The 16,744-nt window shown below is 59.6% G+C and carries 15 protein-coding genes; 4 read left to right on the top strand and 11 right to left on the bottom strand.

Annotated features, from left to right (window positions below):
- Position 1 precedes the first annotated feature (1 nt).
- From ACUUL3_RS03685 to rfbA, 10 genes are all read right to left on the bottom strand, one after another.
- Complete coding sequence (locus tag ACUUL3_RS03685; RefSeq protein ID WP_448554693.1) at positions 2-151, bottom strand: DUF5989 family protein; 150 nt, start codon at positions 149-151, stop codon at positions 2-4.
- 15 nt (positions 152-166) lie between these two features.
- Positions 167-535 carry an SxtJ family membrane protein gene (locus ACUUL3_RS03680; protein WP_448556427.1) on the bottom strand — a complete coding sequence of 123 codons (369 nt, stop codon included), beginning with the start codon at positions 533-535 and terminating at the stop codon, positions 167-169.
- 82 nt (positions 536-617) lie between these two features.
- The gene (gene rfaQ, locus ACUUL3_RS03675) at positions 618-1,715 is read right to left on the bottom strand and encodes a putative lipopolysaccharide heptosyltransferase III (RefSeq protein ID WP_448554691.1); all 1,098 of its coding nucleotides are present in this window, start codon (positions 1,713-1,715) and stop codon (positions 618-620) included.
- 1 nt (position 1,716) lies between these two features.
- Positions 1,717-2,631, bottom strand: coding sequence for a glycosyltransferase family 2 protein (locus ACUUL3_RS03670; protein ID WP_448554690.1), 915 nt, complete (start codon positions 2,629-2,631; stop codon positions 1,717-1,719).
- Positions 2,628-3,683 (bottom strand): lipopolysaccharide heptosyltransferase I, encoded by a 1,056-nt coding sequence (gene waaC, locus ACUUL3_RS03665; protein ID WP_448554688.1) that lies wholly within the window; start codon positions 3,681-3,683, stop codon positions 2,628-2,630. The genes ACUUL3_RS03670 and waaC overlap by 4 nt, the downstream gene beginning before the upstream one ends.
- A 16-nt stretch (positions 3,684-3,699) precedes the next feature.
- Positions 3,700-4,485 (bottom strand): glycosyltransferase family 2 protein, encoded by a 786-nt coding sequence (locus ACUUL3_RS03660; protein WP_448554686.1) that lies wholly within the window; start codon positions 4,483-4,485, stop codon positions 3,700-3,702.
- Positions 4,478-5,611 carry a dTDP-glucose 4,6-dehydratase gene (rfbB, locus tag ACUUL3_RS03655; protein WP_448554685.1) on the bottom strand — a complete coding sequence of 378 codons (1,134 nt, stop codon included), beginning with the start codon at positions 5,609-5,611 and terminating at the stop codon, positions 4,478-4,480. The genes ACUUL3_RS03660 and rfbB overlap by 8 nt, the downstream gene beginning before the upstream one ends.
- A gap of 11 nt (positions 5,612-5,622) precedes the next feature.
- Positions 5,623-6,942 carry an aminotransferase class V-fold PLP-dependent enzyme gene (locus ACUUL3_RS03650; RefSeq protein ID WP_448554683.1) on the bottom strand — a complete coding sequence of 440 codons (1,320 nt, stop codon included), beginning with the start codon at positions 6,940-6,942 and terminating at the stop codon, positions 5,623-5,625.
- Positions 6,933-7,760, bottom strand: a complete 828-nt coding sequence (locus ACUUL3_RS03645) for an NAD-dependent epimerase/dehydratase family protein (protein WP_448554681.1) — start codon at positions 7,758-7,760, stop codon at positions 6,933-6,935. Before ACUUL3_RS03645 ends, ACUUL3_RS03650 begins: the two co-directional genes overlap by 10 nt.
- 10 nt (positions 7,761-7,770) lie before the next feature.
- On the bottom strand, positions 7,771-8,646 hold the full coding sequence (gene rfbA, locus ACUUL3_RS03640) for a glucose-1-phosphate thymidylyltransferase RfbA (RefSeq protein WP_448554679.1): 876 nt from the start codon (positions 8,644-8,646) through the stop codon (positions 7,771-7,773).
- Between the two features lie 248 nt (positions 8,647-8,894).
- On the opposite strand from rfbA, the gene ACUUL3_RS03635 reads away from it, so the two are divergent.
- The 3 genes from ACUUL3_RS03635 to dnaE all read left to right on the top strand — a co-directional run bounded on the left by ACUUL3_RS03635 (position 8,895) and on the right by dnaE (position 13,533).
- Complete coding sequence (locus ACUUL3_RS03635; RefSeq protein WP_448554677.1) at positions 8,895-9,065, top strand: Trm112 family protein; 171 nt, start codon at positions 8,895-8,897, stop codon at positions 9,063-9,065.
- Between the two features lie 12 nt (positions 9,066-9,077).
- The gene (locus ACUUL3_RS03630) at positions 9,078-9,884 is read left to right on the top strand and encodes a sugar phosphate isomerase/epimerase family protein (protein WP_448554675.1); all 807 of its coding nucleotides are present in this window, start codon (positions 9,078-9,080) and stop codon (positions 9,882-9,884) included.
- Positions 9,885-9,993: 109 nt separating this feature from the next.
- A complete protein-coding gene (gene dnaE / locus ACUUL3_RS03625) occupies positions 9,994-13,533 on the top strand; it encodes a DNA polymerase III subunit alpha (protein WP_448554673.1) in 3,540 nt (1,179 codons plus the stop codon).
- A gap of 368 nt (positions 13,534-13,901) precedes the next feature.
- Here the strand turns inward: dnaE and ACUUL3_RS03620 are convergent, their stop codons facing one another.
- Positions 13,902-15,221 carry a rhodanese-like domain-containing protein gene (locus ACUUL3_RS03620; RefSeq protein ID WP_448554671.1) on the bottom strand — a complete coding sequence of 440 codons (1,320 nt, stop codon included), beginning with the start codon at positions 15,219-15,221 and terminating at the stop codon, positions 13,902-13,904.
- Positions 15,222-15,528: 307 nt separating this feature from the next.
- On the opposite strand from ACUUL3_RS03620, the gene ACUUL3_RS03615 reads away from it, so the two are divergent.
- Positions 15,529-16,716 (top strand): sensor domain-containing diguanylate cyclase, encoded by a 1,188-nt coding sequence (locus tag ACUUL3_RS03615; protein WP_448554669.1) that lies wholly within the window; start codon positions 15,529-15,531, stop codon positions 16,714-16,716.
- Positions 16,717-16,744 lie beyond the last annotated feature (28 nt).

Genomic DNA, 16,744 nt, shown 5'->3' with positions numbered 1-16,744 from the left:
ATCAGAAAAGGGTGTAGATAAAGGGAGCAACGGCAGAGCCGCTGGTAAAAACGATCAGTGCCCCGAACAAAAGCAGGGTGAGGATGATCGGCAGCAGCCAGAACTTTTTCCGCTCTTTCAAAAATCCCCACAGATCTTTCAGTAAATCCATCCCATCTCTCCAGAATCAATAAGGTTTTTCAATATCTTCTTTAACAAAGGTGTGATTTCGTTCTTTAAAAACCGACGCCTCTCCCTTTTTCCAGGAGCGCAAACGCATGGCATCCGCACCGGCAAACCGCCGCAGAAGGCCGATCGGCGTGGCAACCCCATAAAAAATCGCTGCCAGGAAAACTCTGGACATGACGCTTCCCAACAGATGGGAGAACGCAAACCAGACCCTGGCCAGGGGCGCAAGAATTCCCGGACAGGTCATGGTCACCAGCAGGACGCCGATGGCCGGCAGCAACAAAAAATCATACCCGGCAAAATGAATCAACAGCAGGCAGATGAGTATAACGGCAAGCCCGGTGTCTTTTGCCTGTCCAGCGGACATTGTACCCTTCGCCATAAAAACACCTCGCTTCCCCAGAAAAAATCCACAAAATCAAGGGCAATGGGAATATCCCCCCACTTCCTCAAACCGTGATATCCGAAAAAAACCTTTTTATTGCAGCCATTACTTCGTCCTCCCCCAACCCGTCCAGGCACCTGCTCTTCTCCTGGCCGTTGCATCCCTTCTCTCGGCAGGGAACACAGGCAAGATCCTTCTGGATGACCAGATGCCGGTCGCCCCGTGGCGCCCAGGAGGAAGGGGCAGAAGGCCCGAATATGCTGACCGTTGGCGTGCCCACTGCCGCGGCGATATGGAGGCCGGCGCTGTCCACGCCGATGAAAAGGCGGCATCGCTTCAACAATGCCGCATAGAGACCGATGCTGGTCCTGCCGGCAAAATTATGGCAGCCCGGGCCGCAATTGCGCGCAATTTCTTCAGCCCTGCCCTGTTCGGCGGCGGAACCGGTGACCAGCACAACCGCATTGTATTCCTTCAGCAGCCAGCGGATAAGGGCGATATACTTTTCCCTGCCCCACTCCTTGTATTGCCAGAGCGAAAAAGGCTGCACCGCCACGAGCGGCCGCCCCGGCTCCGCGACCGCTTCCCCCAGGAGAGCGTCCACCCTCGACGACTTTTCATCCGAGACGGACAGCTCCGGCGTCCTTTCCCTGGCCACAACCCCGAAGGCTTCCGGCAGGCAGAGCAGATAATCGACCACATGCCGGCCCGGCGTATACTCCTGGCGCAGAAGGCTTGTAAAAATACGGTTCCGCCAGAGCTTGCCGTCCTCCGCGTAAAAACCGAGACGCTGACGGGCCCCGGAAAGATACGCCATGATCGCCCCACGGGTGCCGGTGCGCAGGTCAATGGCCAGATCAAAGCGGAACCCCCGCAATTGCCTGAAAAATTCGCGCTGCTGCCGCAGCTCCTCCCACAATGGCCGCTTTTCCTTGCGCACGGCAATCACCTGATCGATCCAGGGGCAATCATCAAGCAGCTCTGCGGCCTTGGCCCAAACCGCCACAACAAGGGTCGCCTGCGGGTAATTCTCACGCAAGGCCCGGATAACCGGCATGGTCAGGACCACATCGCCGATGTCGCCGAGCTGGATCAGCAGGATGCCGCGGGGCTCACCCTGGATACTCCGCGGGCCTGTGATCTTGGCCATCTCGCCGGTCATGTCAGGGGCACCCCTGCAGATGCCAGGCGAAAAGCCGGAAATAAAGGGCCAGCCTGCCCCGGATTCCCGCCTGCAACCCCAGGGTGAACGCCAGGCCAAGCAGATTCAGGCCAATATTGATGAGCAGGCGGGCGATCACCAGCGAAGCGAAAAACGGCCAGGAGCGCGGAAACCACTTCCTGAAGTAGATATAACGGGAGCGGTAGAACATGATGCGGGCCCGCACATTGTGACCGGCGGTCTGCCCCTGCAGGTGGTAGATTCGGGCATCCGGCACGAAAAAAGATTTCCAGCCCGCATTGCGCATGGAAAGAGCCCAATCGGTTTCTTCCATGAAGACAAAATAGCGCTCGTCAAACATCCCCACCCTGTCCATGGCCTCTTTCCTGACCATGAGGCAGGCGCCGATACAGGAATCAACCTCGATGGGCGTTTCGTACTCCTGCCGCTTGCTGGGAAATTTTTTCGGCAGAAGGAGGCGCAGAATGGTTTCATTGCAGAGCAGGGATAAAAAGGACGGAAAGTTGGCAATGGAATTCTGCTTGCTGCCGTCGGCATTGAGCAGTTGTCCGCAGGCAAAGGCGGCATCCTGCTTTTCCTCCATCAAGCGGTACAACTTAATCACGGCCTCCTCGGTCAAGACAATATCCGTGCTCACAAGCAAGGCATACTTACCCAGCATCCTGGCAAGCCCTTTGTTGTTGGCCGCACCGAAACCGAGATTTCTTTCATTTTCGATGACGATTACCTCGGGGTACTCCTTTTGCACCGCCTCCACGCTGCCGTCCGCAGAGGCGTTGTCCACCAGAAAGACCTCAAAGTCGAGATCCTTTACCGTAGCGTAAACAGATGCCAGGCAATCGAGGAGCAGATCCCGGGTGTTCCAGTTGACGATGACGATGGAAAGGTCCATCATGCCCCTCTTCCGGCCAGGGTTGCCTGCGCCGCCGCAAGCACCATGTCCACGGTGATTTCGGCCATGCACTCGTGGTTGCGCGGGCAGTCTTTCCGCAAACAGGGGCTGCAGGAGAGATCGCGGCGCAACACCGTGTGCTGTGGACCCAGGGGGCCGGTGCGCCAGGGAGCGGTCGGCCCGAAAAGCGCGATCACCGGCGTGTCCACCGCCGCGGCCAGATGCATGGGGCCCGTGTCGGTGGTGATCAGAAGCGCAGCCCGCTCGTAGAGGGCGGCCAGCCCCTTCAGGGTGGTCTTGCCGGCGAAATTCACCGCCTTCTCCCGCATGGCGGCGCGAATCCCCTCGATGGCCGCGACATCGCCGGGCCCACCGCTGAAAACCACGGCAAGGCCCCGGGCGCTGAGATGGTCGGCGACAGCGGCGAAGCGTTCGTCAAACCAGTGCTTGGTTTTCCAGGTGGTCATGGGATTGATGGCCACCAGGGGCTTGGCAAGGTCAACCCCGGCCTCTTCGAGCAGCCGGGCGATCTCGCGCCTCTGCAGGTCACCGACCGGAAAGTCAAAAACCATTTCCGCGCTTTCCACGCCGATGGCGGCAAGCAGCTGCAATTCGCGCATGGCCGCATGCTGGTCCATGGGCACGGACGGGATGCGTTCGTTCAGGAAAAGATAGCTGCATTCGGCGTGTTCCATGCCCCGCCCAAAGCCGACCTTGCGTTTCGCCCTTGCCAGCCCGACAAAGATCCCGCTTTTGAGCAGGCCCTGGAAATCAATGAGCAGATCATACTCGGTGGCCTGAAGTTCCCGGAGAAAATCCCGGAATCCTGCATAAGCGGCAAAAAACCGCCCCTGCTTCAGCGCCTTGAGCCAACTTTTCCTTTTGGAAACCAGCACCTTGTTGACCGCCCGATGGCCGATGACCACATCGCTGGCCGCCTCCTCCACCAGCCAGTCGATGCGGGCCTCGGGAAATTTGCGGCGCAGGGCGTTCAGGGCCGGCAGGGTGTGGATGACGTCGCCGATGGCGCTGGTTTTTACGATGAGGATATTCACTGCTCTTTCATTGCGGTCAGGAGATCGCGGAGTTACGCCGAGAAGCCCTTTTCCGCATCTCCCGCAGTTTGAGGTATTTAAAAAAGATGTTCACCGCATCGGTGACCGCCAGGATAAACCCCTCGGCGCCGTCCAGAAAACCGCCCCGCAACAGGTAATTATGGGCAAACCCCCATTGTGCCCGCAGAACAGCCTTCAGGAGGGAGGACTTCACCCCTTTTTTGAATAATTCCTCAGCCCCGGCCGTGGAATATTTATTGATCTTGGCCAGGGTCTGGGCCAGATCCCGGTTGGCGTGGTGGATCAAGGGGTTCCGCAGCTCGCCCACCGGTCCGTCCACCAGAAGCCCTTCGTGCACGAGCCGGTCGGACATCCTGGCCTTGCCATTCTGAAAAAAGCGGACAATACGATCAGGCCACCAGCCGGCATGCCGGATCCAGCGGCCGCAGAAGAAATTCTTGCGCGGCATGGAGTAGGCCGCATGACGCGCCCCCCCGGCAACAAGGGCTTTCAGTTCCAGGGCAAGCTCGGGGGAAACCCTTTCATCGGCATCAAGGACCAGAACCCATGGCTGACCGCAGCGGTCGATGGCCAGTTGCTTCTGGCGGCCGAACCCCTGCCACGGCTCATCATGGACCATGGCCCCGAACTCGCGGGCGATGGCCACCGTCCGGTCAACGCTGCCCGAGTCGACCACCACGATCTCCCGGACAAAATCGACGCTGGCCAGGCAGCCGGGAAGGCGTTCTTCCTCGTTCAAGACGATGATGGCCACGGAAACGGGCAGCTTGCGATCAGGCATACTGTTGTGCGATCCACTCCCGGTAGCTGCCGTTCATGACGGCGCGCCACCATTCTTCGTTGGCAAGGTACCAGGCGATGGTTTTCCGGATGCCGGTTTCAAAGGATTCCAGCGGTGCATACCCCAGATCTTTTCCGCTCTTGCCCGCGTCGATGGCATAGCGCCGGTCATGGCCGGGCCTGTCCTTCACAAAGGAGATCAGATCCTCCGCCTTGCCGCCGGCCACGACAGGGGCGGCAGGGAAGCGCCGCCGCAGGGCGGCGTCTCCGGAAACGGCCTCGTCCACCAGGCGGCAGACCAGGCGCACGATATCGATATTCTTCCACTCGTTATTGCCGCCGATGTTATACACCTGCCCCACCCGCCCCTTGCGCAGGATCAGGTCAATGCCGCGGCAGTGGTCCTCCACGTAGAGCCAGTCCCGGATATTGGCGCCATCCCCGTATACCGGCAGGGCCTTGCCTGCCAGGATATTGGTGATGAGCAAGGGGATAAGCTTTTCCGGAAACTGGTATGGCCCGTAGTTGTTGGAGCAGCTGCTGGTGGTCACCTGCAGGCCGTAGGTCTTGTGATAGGCCCGCACCAGATGGTCGGCCGAGGCCTTGCTGGCCGAATACGGTGAATTGGGGGCATAGGGCGTTTTTTCACTGAAGGGCGGATCGTGGGGGCCGAGGGAGCCGTAGATCTCGTCGGTGGAGACATGATGAAATCTGTGTTCCCGGCCTGAGCCGGCAAGCCAGACGGAACGCGCCGCCTTGAGCAGGCTGTGGGTGCCGACAATGTTCGTTTCGACAAAGGGATCCGGCCCGGAAATGGAACGGTCCACGTGGGACTCGGCGGCAAAATTGACGATGATCCCGATTTCCTCCCGGGCGAGAACCTCTTCCGCCAGCTTCTGATCCCGGATATCGCCCTGCACGAAACGGAAGGCCGCTGACTCCCGCACCGGCGCCAGGCTGGCCAGGTTGCCGGCATAGGTCAGGGCGTCGTACACCACCACCCGGTCCTGGGGATAATTGGCCAGCCAGTACTGGACGAAATTGGCGCCGATAAAACCGGCGCCTCCGGTCACCAGGAGGGCGCGGCCGGCCGGTGCCGGCGTTGGAGCGTTCTGGGCTTGCGACATTTGCGCCTCGTTCAGGATGCGGCCGCAAAAGAAGCCAGGACCTGATCAATGTAGGTGAACATCTCTTCCAGGTAGCCGGAATGGCAGCCCACGAAAAACACCTGTTCCAGCACCTTGTTGGCCTGGGGAAACTCAGCCGCATCCCCCAAATCCCGGTAAGCGGGATGGAGCAGGATGTTGCCGGCGAAGTAGTTCCGGGTCTGGATCCGGTTTTTCTCCAGGAACTCCACCAGCCTTTCCTTGAGCGCCCTCTCCCGGCAGATCACCGGCACTCCGAACCAGGAGGTCTCGCTTTTCCGGTGTTCCTGCGGGATCTCCACCAGGTCGCCCAGGTGGTTTTTGAAGATCGCCTCGATCCGGTTCTTGTTTTGCCGCCGCAAGGCATGGATGCGGTCGACCTTGGCGAGCTGCCTGAGCCCGATGGCGCCCTGCATGTCCAGGGGCTTGAGGTTGTAGCCGCGGGTGGTGAAAAAATACTTGTGGTCGATCGTGCCGTCGTATCCCTCAAGCCAACGGCCGAAACGGTGCTTGCAGGCGCCATCGCTCGACAGGTTGGCCGGCCCCACGCAGAAGCAATCCCGTCCCCACCAGGCAAAACCGCGGGCCAGACGGATCAGCTTCTGGTCATCGGAGGAGACCATGCCGCCCTCGCCGGTGGTGATGTGGTGGGCGGGGTAGAAGGAACAGGAGGTGACATAGGCATAATGGGAAAGATCCTTGCCCTGCCAGCGGCTGCCCAGGGAGTCGCAGCCATCCAGGACCAGAAGAACCTTTTTCCTTTCCGCGATCTCCCGGAGCCGGTCCATATCGGGAGGATTGCCAAGAACCGGGGAGATAAAAATTGCCTTGGTCCTTTCCGTTACGGCCTTTTCAACCAAATCCAGATCGAAATTGAGGTCGTCGAAGGTGATGTCGACAAAAACCGGCTTCAGGTTGTTCTGCACCAGGGGGGCGATGGTGGTGGGAAACCCGACCGGCGAGACAATCACCTCGTCCCCGTCGGTCCAGGAAAAATGTTTTTTCAGGGCCGCCACCATGACCAGATTGGCGGAGCTGCCGGAGTTGACCATCACCGAGGCGGCAAGCCCGTATTTCCTGGAAAACTCCTTTTCAAACTCGGCGACGCTGTCGCCGGAGACCAGCCAGTTCCCGGTGAGAAAGGATTCCAGACCGGCGGCCAGTTCCTCCCCGTCCCAGGTCGGGCCCGAGTAAAAAACCCAGTCCTTGCCCGGATCAAAGGTCTTCTTGTTGGCAAGATACAGATAGGGAGGAAATGCCTCCTCCCGCACCAGCTTTTCGACCAGCTCGGCCACCAGCGTACTTACTGACATAATTCGGCAACTCCCTGTTTGAGCGAAATCTTCTGGGCAAAGCCAAGGGATTTCAGCCTGTCGACATTCATGTAAAAATCCTTCACCTGCACCACCCGGTGGAAAGCGGGCGGGACAACCTCCTTCAACTCCGAGGTCGAATGGGTATATTCCCTGGCCAGATCGATCACGTCCTTAAAAAGGATCCTTTCCCCGGAACCCACGTTGTAAATTTGATCCAGCTCGCCCTTTCTGAGAATAAGATCGATGGCGTCGGCCACATCGGAGACATGCATGTAATCACGGTAGAGAAGGCCGCCGTGATACAGGTCGATGGGTTCGCCTTTTTTCAGACGATCAATGAGAAACTGCAGGGCGTTCTTCTGCTTGGAAACCCCTTTGTCCCCTTTGCCATAGACATTGCCCAGCCGCAGGATGCGGTAGTTGATGCCAAAGGTCTGGCAGTAGGAAACAAGCAACTCCTCGGCAGCCCGCTTGGTGATGGAGTAAAACCCCTTGGGGTTGCAGATCGACTCCTCGGTGGCCGGCAGCTCGGTATCGCCATACACGAACCAGGAGGAGATAAAGTTGAAAACGCTCTTGCCCGGCGTCAGGTTCCTGAGCACGTCCACCAGGATGGAGAGATTGGTGTCGATATCCCTGTGGATGTCTTCAAAGACGTGATAGTTATGGGTCGTGCTGATGAAATACACGACCTCGTCGGTCAAGGGCTGTCTGGACTCCCGCGCTATCAGGAACGGCTGAAACTCCGTGCGCTCACAGAAGCGGGAACCGACAAATCCGGTGCCGCCGAAGACGGAAAGCTCTTTTTTTTCCATATCCACCAACCTATCGCCTCTCGTCCGCCAGAAGCTGGCGAAGATAGGCGCCGTAATCGTTCTTGCCGTAAAGATCGGCAAGGTTCCGCACCTTGCCGGCATCGATGTATCCCATCCTGAAGGCGATCTCCTCGACACAGGCCACCTTGAGCCCTTGCCGCTCCTCCAGGACCCGGATGAAGTTGGCGGCATCGAGCAGGGAATTGTGGGTGCCGGTATCGAGCCAGGCCGTGCCGCGGCCCAGCACCTCCACATGCAGGTCTCCGGTGGCGAGATAGGCCCGGTTGACATCGGTGATTTCCAGCTCGCCCCGGGGAGACGGCTTGAGGCCCTTGGCGATTTCAACCACCCGGCCGTCATAGAAATAGAGGCCGGTCACCGCGTAGTGCGATTTCGGATGCTCCGGCTTTTCTTCAATATCAATGACCTTTTTGTCCTCATCAAAGACCACGACCCCATAACGCCTGGGATCGCGCACATAATAGCCGAACACGGTCCCGCCCTGGCCGCGCCGGGCGATCCGTTGCAGGGAAAGGGCAAGGCCCTGACCGTAAAAAATGTTATCGCCCAGCACCAGACAGACCGGCTCACCCCTGATAAATTCCTCGGCAATGAGAAAAACCTGGGCAATGCCATCCGGCTTCGGCTGCACCGCATACTCCAGATTGATCCCCCACTGGCCGCCGTCCCCGAGCAATTCCATGAACTGGCCCTGATCCTGGGGGGTGGTGACGATGAGAATATCCCGGATCCCGGCAAGCATGAGGGTGGAGAGGGGGTAGTAGATCATGGGTTTGTCATAGACGGGCAGAAGCTGTTTGCTCAACGAAAGGGTCAACGGATACAGCCTTGTCCCTGATCCACCCGCCAGAATTATTCCTTTCATGAAACGTCCGATCCTCAATTATCTCAAGATGCCCAACGCGGGTGTCCCGCAAAAACCGCCCACCCCCCCTGACCCGCGAAATCGGAATTTCTTGCTTTTCGACTCCGGCCACTTTATGTTTCAAATCGCCTCGGCGGCAACGCCTTTCCGGCCTGGCGCAAAAGGCTAGTTAATCTAACGTACTTCACTGAAAATAGAAAGATTTTATCGGCGGAAAATCGTCTTTTCCCCGACAAGAGGCAAGCACCATGATCAGCAAAGAACTCCTCGACATCCTCGCCTGCCCCAAGTGCAAAGGCCCTGTGCATCTGAACGCAAAGAAAGACGGCCTCGTCTGCGATACCTGCAAGCTCCTTTATGAAATCAGGGACGACATCCCCATCATGCTCATCGACGAGGCGAAGAAGATTGAGGACTGAAGCCACGCTGCCATGACCTGCTCCGAAAAAACCAAGGCGCGCTGCTTTGTAAACGTGCCGTTTGCACGACTTTGCCATGAGTTACAATACATCCTTGACAATCGGCTCCAGCCGGAAATAGGATTGGAAGGCGACTGTCTGTACCGGTACTCGCCGGCTGAATTCGCGGAAATCGCCGCCGCCCTCAAGGCCGCCGGCCTCGCCTGCACCCTGCACGCGCCCTTTTTCGATCTGGCCCCGGGCGCCCTGGATGAAGAGATTCTGAAAGCCAGCCGCACCAAGCTGGGCCGCGCCTTTGCCCTGATCGACACCTTCAGGCCCCTCTCCGTGGTCTGCCACCTCAACTTCGAGGAAAACAAGCACGGCTACAAGGAGGAGGCCTGGTTCGCCAACTCCCTGGCCACCTGGCGGGAGCTTCTCGCCGTGGCCGCGGGAAACGGTGTGCCCATGATGCTGGAAAACACCTACGAGAGAGAGGGGAGCCGGCACGAAAGGATGCTCTCCGCCCTGGCTTCGCCATACGCCCGCTTCTGCCTGGACGTGGGCCATGTGAACGCCTTTGCCAAAAATTCCTGGCGCGACTGGCTGCCGCGCCTTTCTCCCTGGCTTGGCCAGGTGCACCTGCACGACAACAACGGCCAGGCCGACCAGCACCTGGCGCCGGGCCTGGGCAGCTTTGATTTCAGAGGGTTTTTCGCCTATCTGAAGCAAGAAAAGCTCTCACCCATCGTCACCTTGGAACCGCATACCGAAGAAGGTGTTTGGGAGAGCCTGGCCGCCCTTGAGGAGATGAATTTTTTTCAATCCACAGTGATATAGCAAAAGCGCAACGCAACGACGCAAAGACGCTAACTTATCCTTAAGTTTAATCGTTTTCTTTGTTGCGCCTCCGCGCCTTTGCGTCAACCATTCTTCGAGAAGATAAATCATGTCCGATACAGCACCCGCCAATTTCGTCCACCTCCATGTCCACACCCAGTACAGCCTGCTCGACGGGGCCATCCGGGTCGGCGATCTGCTTGGCAAATGCAAGGAATACGGCATGGAGGCCGTGGCCATCACCGACCACGGCTCCATGTTCGGGGCACTGGAGTTCTACGTCAAGGCGAAAAAGGCCGGCATCAAGCCCATCATCGGCTGCGAGTTCTACATCTCTCCCAACGACCGCTTCGACAAGTCGGCGAAGAGCGCCGGCAAGGCCGCCTTCCATCTGGTCCTGCTCGCCATGGATTGCGAGGGATACCAGAACCTCATGAAGCTCGCCTCCATCGCCCAGATCGAGGGTTTCCACTACAAGCCGCGCATCGACATGGAGGTGCTGGCCGCCCACAGCGCGGGCTTGATCGCGCTCACCGCCTGCCTGCACGGCGCCATCCCCTACCGCATCGCCCAGGGCGACATGGAAGGGGCGCGGAAGGAGGCGAAACGGCTCGTCGAGCTCTTCGGCGACCGCCTCTACCTTGAGATGCAGGAGAACAACATCCCGGAACAAACCATCGTCAACAGGGGCCTCAAGGAGCTTTCCCGGGAGATGGGCATCCCGCTCATCGCCACCAACGACTGCCATTACCTGAATCGCGAGGAGGCCCAGGCCCACGAGGTGCTCCTCTGCATCCAGACCGGCAAGACCATCCACGACGCCGGCCGCTTCCGTTTTTCCACCGACGAGCTCTATTTCAAATCGCCGGAGGAGATGAAAAGAGCCTTTGCCCACAGCCCCGAGGCCATCGCCGAAACAGTGAAGGTGGCGGAGCGCTGCAATGTGGAGCTGACCTTTGGCGAACACCACTTCCCCATCTTCCCGGTGCCGGAAGGGGAAACCCTGGACAGCCTCTTCGAGCGGGAGGCGCGGGAAGGCCTTGAGGAACGGCTCCTTGCCCTGAAAGAAACCGGCGACTTCACCCCGGAGCTTGAAAAGACCTACCGGGACCGCCTGGACATGGAGATCGACGTCATCAAGAAGATGGGCTTTCCCGGCTATTTTCTCATCGTCGCCGACTTCATCAACTGGGCCAAGGACCACCAGATCCCGGTGGGGCCGGGCCGCGGCTCGGGCGCGGGCAGCCTGGTCGCCTATTCCATGCGCATCACCGACATCGACCCCATCCCCTACGGGCTGATCTTCGAGCGCTTTCTGAATATCGAGCGCAAGTCCATGCCCGACTTTGACGTGGATTTCTGCCAGGACCGGCGTGGTGAGGTGATCGAATACGTGCAGAGCAAGTACGGCGGCGACACCAACGTGGCCCAGATCGTCACCTACGGCTCCATGAAGGCCCGCGCCGTTATCCGCGACGTGGGCCGGGCCCTGGGGCTCACCTTCGGCGACGTGGACCGAATTGCCAAGCTGATCCCGGAGGAACTGAAGATCACCATCAAGAAGGCCATCGAGGCCGAGCCGCGCCTCCAGGAGCTGATGAAGCGCGATCCCCAGGTGGAGGAGCTGCTCAAGGTGGCTCAGACCCTGGAGGGGCTCAACCGCCACACCTCCATCCATGCCGCCGGCGTGGTGATCTCGCCCAGGGCCATGGTGGAATTTCTGCCGGTCTGCAAGGGACCCAAGGGCGAGGTGCTCACCCAGTACGACATGGTCCACACCGAGATGACCGGACTCATCAAGTTCGACTTTCTGGGCCTCAAGACCCTCACCGTCATCGACCGGGCCGTCAAGCTGATCGAGGCCGATATCGGCGCCGGCTTCGACATCAGCCGCATCCCCCTGGACGACCAGAAGACCTACGACCTCCTCTGCAAGGGCGACGCCCTGGGCGTCTTCCAGCTGGAAAGCTCCGGGATGCGCTCCCTGCTCATGAAGATGAAGCCCGAGGTATTTTCCGACCTCATCGCCCTGGTGGCCCTCTACCGGCCCGGGCCGCTCGAATCCGGCATGGTGGACCAGTTCGTGGAGACCAAGCACGGCCGGATGATCGCCCAGTATCCCCTGCCCCAGCTCGAACCCATCCTCAAGGAGACCTACGGGGTCATCGTCTACCAGGAACAGGTCATGAAGATCGCCAACGTCCTGGCCAGCTACTCCCTGGGCGATGCCGACAACCTGCGCCGGGCCATGGGCAAGAAAAAGGCCGAGGTCATGGAGGCGGAAAAGGAAAAGTTCCTGGCCGGCGCCGCCAAAAACAACCTGCCGGCGGACAAGGCCGAGTACATCTTCGACCTGATGGCCAAGTTCGCGGGCTACGGCTTCAACAAGAGCCACAGCGCCGCCTACGCCCTGATCGCCTACCAGACCGCCTACCTCAAGGCCCATTACCCGGCCCAGTTCATGGCGGCGCTGCTCTCCTGCGACGTGAACAACACCGATAAGGTGGTGCGCTACATCACCGAGTGCCAGGATCACGAGATCGACGTGCTGCCGCCCGACATCAACGAGTCCAACAAGGATTTCACCGTCATCAACGACCGGATCCGCTTCGGCCTTGCCGCGGTGAAAAACGTGGGCGGCTCGGCGCTTGATTCCATCATGGAGGAGCGCGACCTTGACGGCCCCTACAAGTCGCTGGAGGATTTCTGCAATCGGGTGGATTCCCGCAAGGTGAACCGCAGGGTCATCGAAAGCCTCATCAAGGCCGGCGCCTTTGACTCCCTGGGCGCCAAGCGCTCCCAGTTCTTCGCCGTGCTCGACCAGGCCCTGGAACAGGCCCAGGCTTCGCAGCGGGACAAGCTCTCCGGCCAGATCTCGCTCTTTGCGGTGATGCCGGAAGAACAGGTGGCGAAATCAGGCAGCATCGAGCTGCCCGATATCGACGAGTGGACGGACAAGGAAAAGCTGGCTTACGAAAAGGAAACCGTGGGCTTCTATATCACCGGCCACCCCCTGGACAACTTTCGTCAGGATATCCGGGCCGTTGCCGACACCGATATCGCGGGACTGGCCGAATGGGGAGACAACCAGCCGGTGCGGGTGGGCGGCCTGGTGCGGGAGTACAAGGAACACAAGAGCAAGAAGGGCGATCGCATGGCCTTCATCACCCTGGAGGATACCGCCGCCGCCGTGGAGGTGGTGATTTTCCCCGAGGCCTTTGCCAGGAGCGGTCATCTCCTCACCCGCGACGAGCCCCTCGTCGTCCTGGGCACGGTCAAGCAGGAGGAACGGGGCGCCAAGATCATCGCCGACTCGGTGGACGATCTTGCCGAGGCCCGGCTCAAATACACCTGCGGGGCGCGCATCCTGCTGCAGGCCGACAAGGTCAGCCGCCAGAAGCTGGAACTCCTGAAGACCAGGGTGCGCGAACACCACGGTCCCTGCCCGGTCTCCCTGACCCTGCACTTCGACGGCCGCGGCGAGGTGGACATCGACACGCCCCGCGACTTCACCGTCCGCCCCTGCCGGGAATTCTCCGAGGCCGTTGCGCAGACCCTCGGGTACCCGGCGGTGAACTACCTGAAGACCAAGGCCGAGGTGCAGGCCCGCAATGGCGGCAGAGGCGGCAACTGGCGCAAGAACGACTGATTGCCCACCGGAAATTTCCGCAGGACACTTTCCGACGGGAGGACAACCGCTGGCTGGCCCATGACATGGCCCCGCTGTCCCGCGGCAAAGGGCGCGGATCATGGCCCGGACGATGGGAGCAGCGGCCAGGAAGGCAAAACGGTTCCGGTCACTGAGCCCCGGCCTGTCGCAACAGCTGCACAATGGCTTCCGGCGCAGCCACGGCCTTGGCCGGAACCAGGGGCTTTACCCATCTCGTCGGCCAGATTGACATCGACGTGATTTTCAACGAGGCCCCACCACCTCCTCGTGCATATCGGCCATGGCAGTGAGCAGGGGTCCTGGCCTGCCGGTCAAGTCGGCAGGCCAGGACAGCAGACCGCGGCCTGTTATTGCTCTTCCACCTTGAGCTGCCCCTCCTGCACGGTGACCTTGCCGTCCAGGTAGCGGTTGGCCCGCCCTTTCTTGTTCAGAATGCTCTGGGCCATCTCGGCCTGCACCCCGGTGTTGCAGAAAAGAATAAGCTCCTTGTCCGAAGGCAGTTCCGCAAGCCGCTGCTCCATCTGCTCCACCGGCAGGTTCACGGCCCCGGGCACACTGCCCTGGGCAAACTCTTCGGGGTTTCGCACGTCGACCAGGGCAACGCCGGCCTGCTGGCCCGCGGCCATTTTTTCAAATTCGGCAACGCCGACGGTCCCTGGTTTGGGCTTGGGAACATAGCTGATGGCAGCCGGCCCCTGTCCGGTCTGCACCGGGAAGCCGTCCGCCTGCCACTTCTCGAAGCTTACGGGCAAAACCTGCACCTTTTTGTACCCCCAGGCCACTGCCGTTTCCGCGGCCTTCTCGCTCCCCGGGCCGTAAAAAATGATCGGCGCCATCCTGTTGTCCGGGAACCTGTGCCGGCTCTCAGCCAGCGCCGGCAGGGGCAGGTTGACCGCTCCCTTGATGTGTCCGGCGCTCATGTCGGCATTGGAGCGCACATCGATGAGCACATGGGGGATCTCCTTTTCAATGGCCATTCGCAGCCAGTCCGGCGCGGTGCTCCCGTATTCGCCCTGGGCCCAGTCCGGATAACCGCCCGTATAGATCTTGACATCGGTGTAACCGAGGCTCTTGACCTTCATCGCCACGGTGGGACTCAGGCATCCGCCCACGCCATAGAGAATGATGGGGGTGTTTTTCTCCTGGGGCAGCCGGGAGGAGAATTTTTCAAAGGCCGGGGCGGGCAGTGTTTGCGCCCCGGGAACATGGGCCATCTGGTAGGGCACGGGCGGGCGGACATCATAGACGACAACGCCTGGCTGGGCCCGCAGCTTTTTGAACTCCTCCCTGGCAATCTTCTCGTCGTCGCCGATGGCCTTCATGATGTCGAAACGGATGATCTCCGTGGCCTTGCGCTCGCCGTTCTCTTCCAGGTAATTGATCTGAAAGCCCTTGCCCCTGTAGTTCCGGATATCCTCAAAGGAGCTGACATTCCTGACCTTTGTGCTGTCCGTGAACTTTACGGTGTCCTTGTGCGACATGAAATCCATCTGGATCATTCTGGACTTCAGGGAGATATTGTCGAGAAATCCCATCATCACACCAGGTTCCGGCTTATGGCAACCGCCGCAGAGCTGGGCCATCGGGGGTCGCTCCGCGGCCCCGACCGTGTTGCCGAGAACAAAACCTGCCGCCAGTACGACCGTCACAATGATTTTCTTCCGCATTTCTCCCTCCATACTGTTTTTTCTTTGGCAAGATGTTGCGCCGGCCAGGCCGGCGGCCCGCTCCCTTTGCGCAGGGAAAACCATATCGATTTTCTTGTACCACAATGTGGTCCTTTGCGGTATTTTTTTCCATTGAAAAAAATACCGCGACACGCTTTTTCCGGGTACGCGGACGCCCGATACGCTGTACAATAATCGTAAGATGGCAGGGCAGCCCATGTCCCGGGCATACCTTGTCCGCGACAAAACAAAAGGCCGGTGTCTTTCAGTCCCGTCCATGGTCGGGCCCAACGGCAAGGAGAGGAGAATGTCTCAATTCGAAAGCACGACATCCCCACTGAAAGAGGTTGCCCTCCTGGAGATGCTTTCACTGGTTTACGAGGAGATGGATATCGACGCCATCGAGGAGCGTTTCGTCAACCTGACCGCCGAAATCTTCGACTTTGACCGGGTGGGTCTCTTTTTCATGAAACACCGGAAAGGGGTCCTGCAGGGAAAGCTGTGCCGTGGATTTGAAGCGGGGCTCATAAGCTCCCTGGAGATTCCGGTGACGACCGACAACCTGCTGACCAGACCCCTGGTAACCGGATTTCCGGTTTTCAATACGGAGGCAAAAACAGACGACCCCTCCATCAAGCAACTGGGCCTTAAGAATTTCGCGCTGATTCCCATCGTGAACAAAAAACGTCTCTCCTGCTGGCAGATCAAAAATTGCAGCAAGGAGGATTGCCCGGCCTTCGGCAGGAGATGGTTGCGCTGCTGGCTGGTGCCCGGCACCAAATGCGGCGATATCCCCATGAGCGATTGCGGGCAAAAAGAACAGCTCTGCCGGGAGTGCGAGATCTATGCCAAACAGGAGGCAGGCGCCGTCGAAGGGGTGATGATTGTCGACAACTCGCTTTCAGATCGCCCCATCCCGGCCGAGCAGGTGACCCTGCTCTCCATCGTTTCCCATGCGGTGGGCGGGGCGATCAACAATGCGAAAATCTACAGCAGAACCTTGAGGGAGTCCATCCATGACGAACTCACCGGCCTTTACAACAGACGGTTCTTCAATGAGCGCCTGCTGGACGAAGTGGAACGGACACGGCGGTATGGCGGCAACTTCAGTATCCTTATCTGCGACATTGACCATTTCAAACGGGTCAACGACACCTATGGGCATCCCATTGGCGACAAGATTCTGGCGCAGGTTGCCTCGGTGCTCCAGAACAGTACCCGCAGCAGCGACATGGTCTGCCGTTATGGCGGCGAGGAGTTTGCCCTGTTGCTGCTCAATTCCAGCAAGGATCACGCCTGCGCTCTCGCGGAACAGCTGCGCAGGAAGCTGGGCGCCACGGCAATGGCCGACATTGATGGTGATTTCATCACGGCGAGCTTCGGGGTCGCCACCTTCGGCCAGGACTCCATCACCTTCGAGGGGCTTGTCAGCAAGGCCGACCAGGCTCTGTACCTGGCAAAAACCCAGGGACGCAATCAGGTGCGGGCCCTGTAACGCCCTCCGGCCGGCCCGGTGGACGCGA

This window comes from Thiovibrio sp. JS02, assembly GCF_053485635.1.
This window is presented reverse-complemented; position numbering and strand designations above follow the sequence as displayed.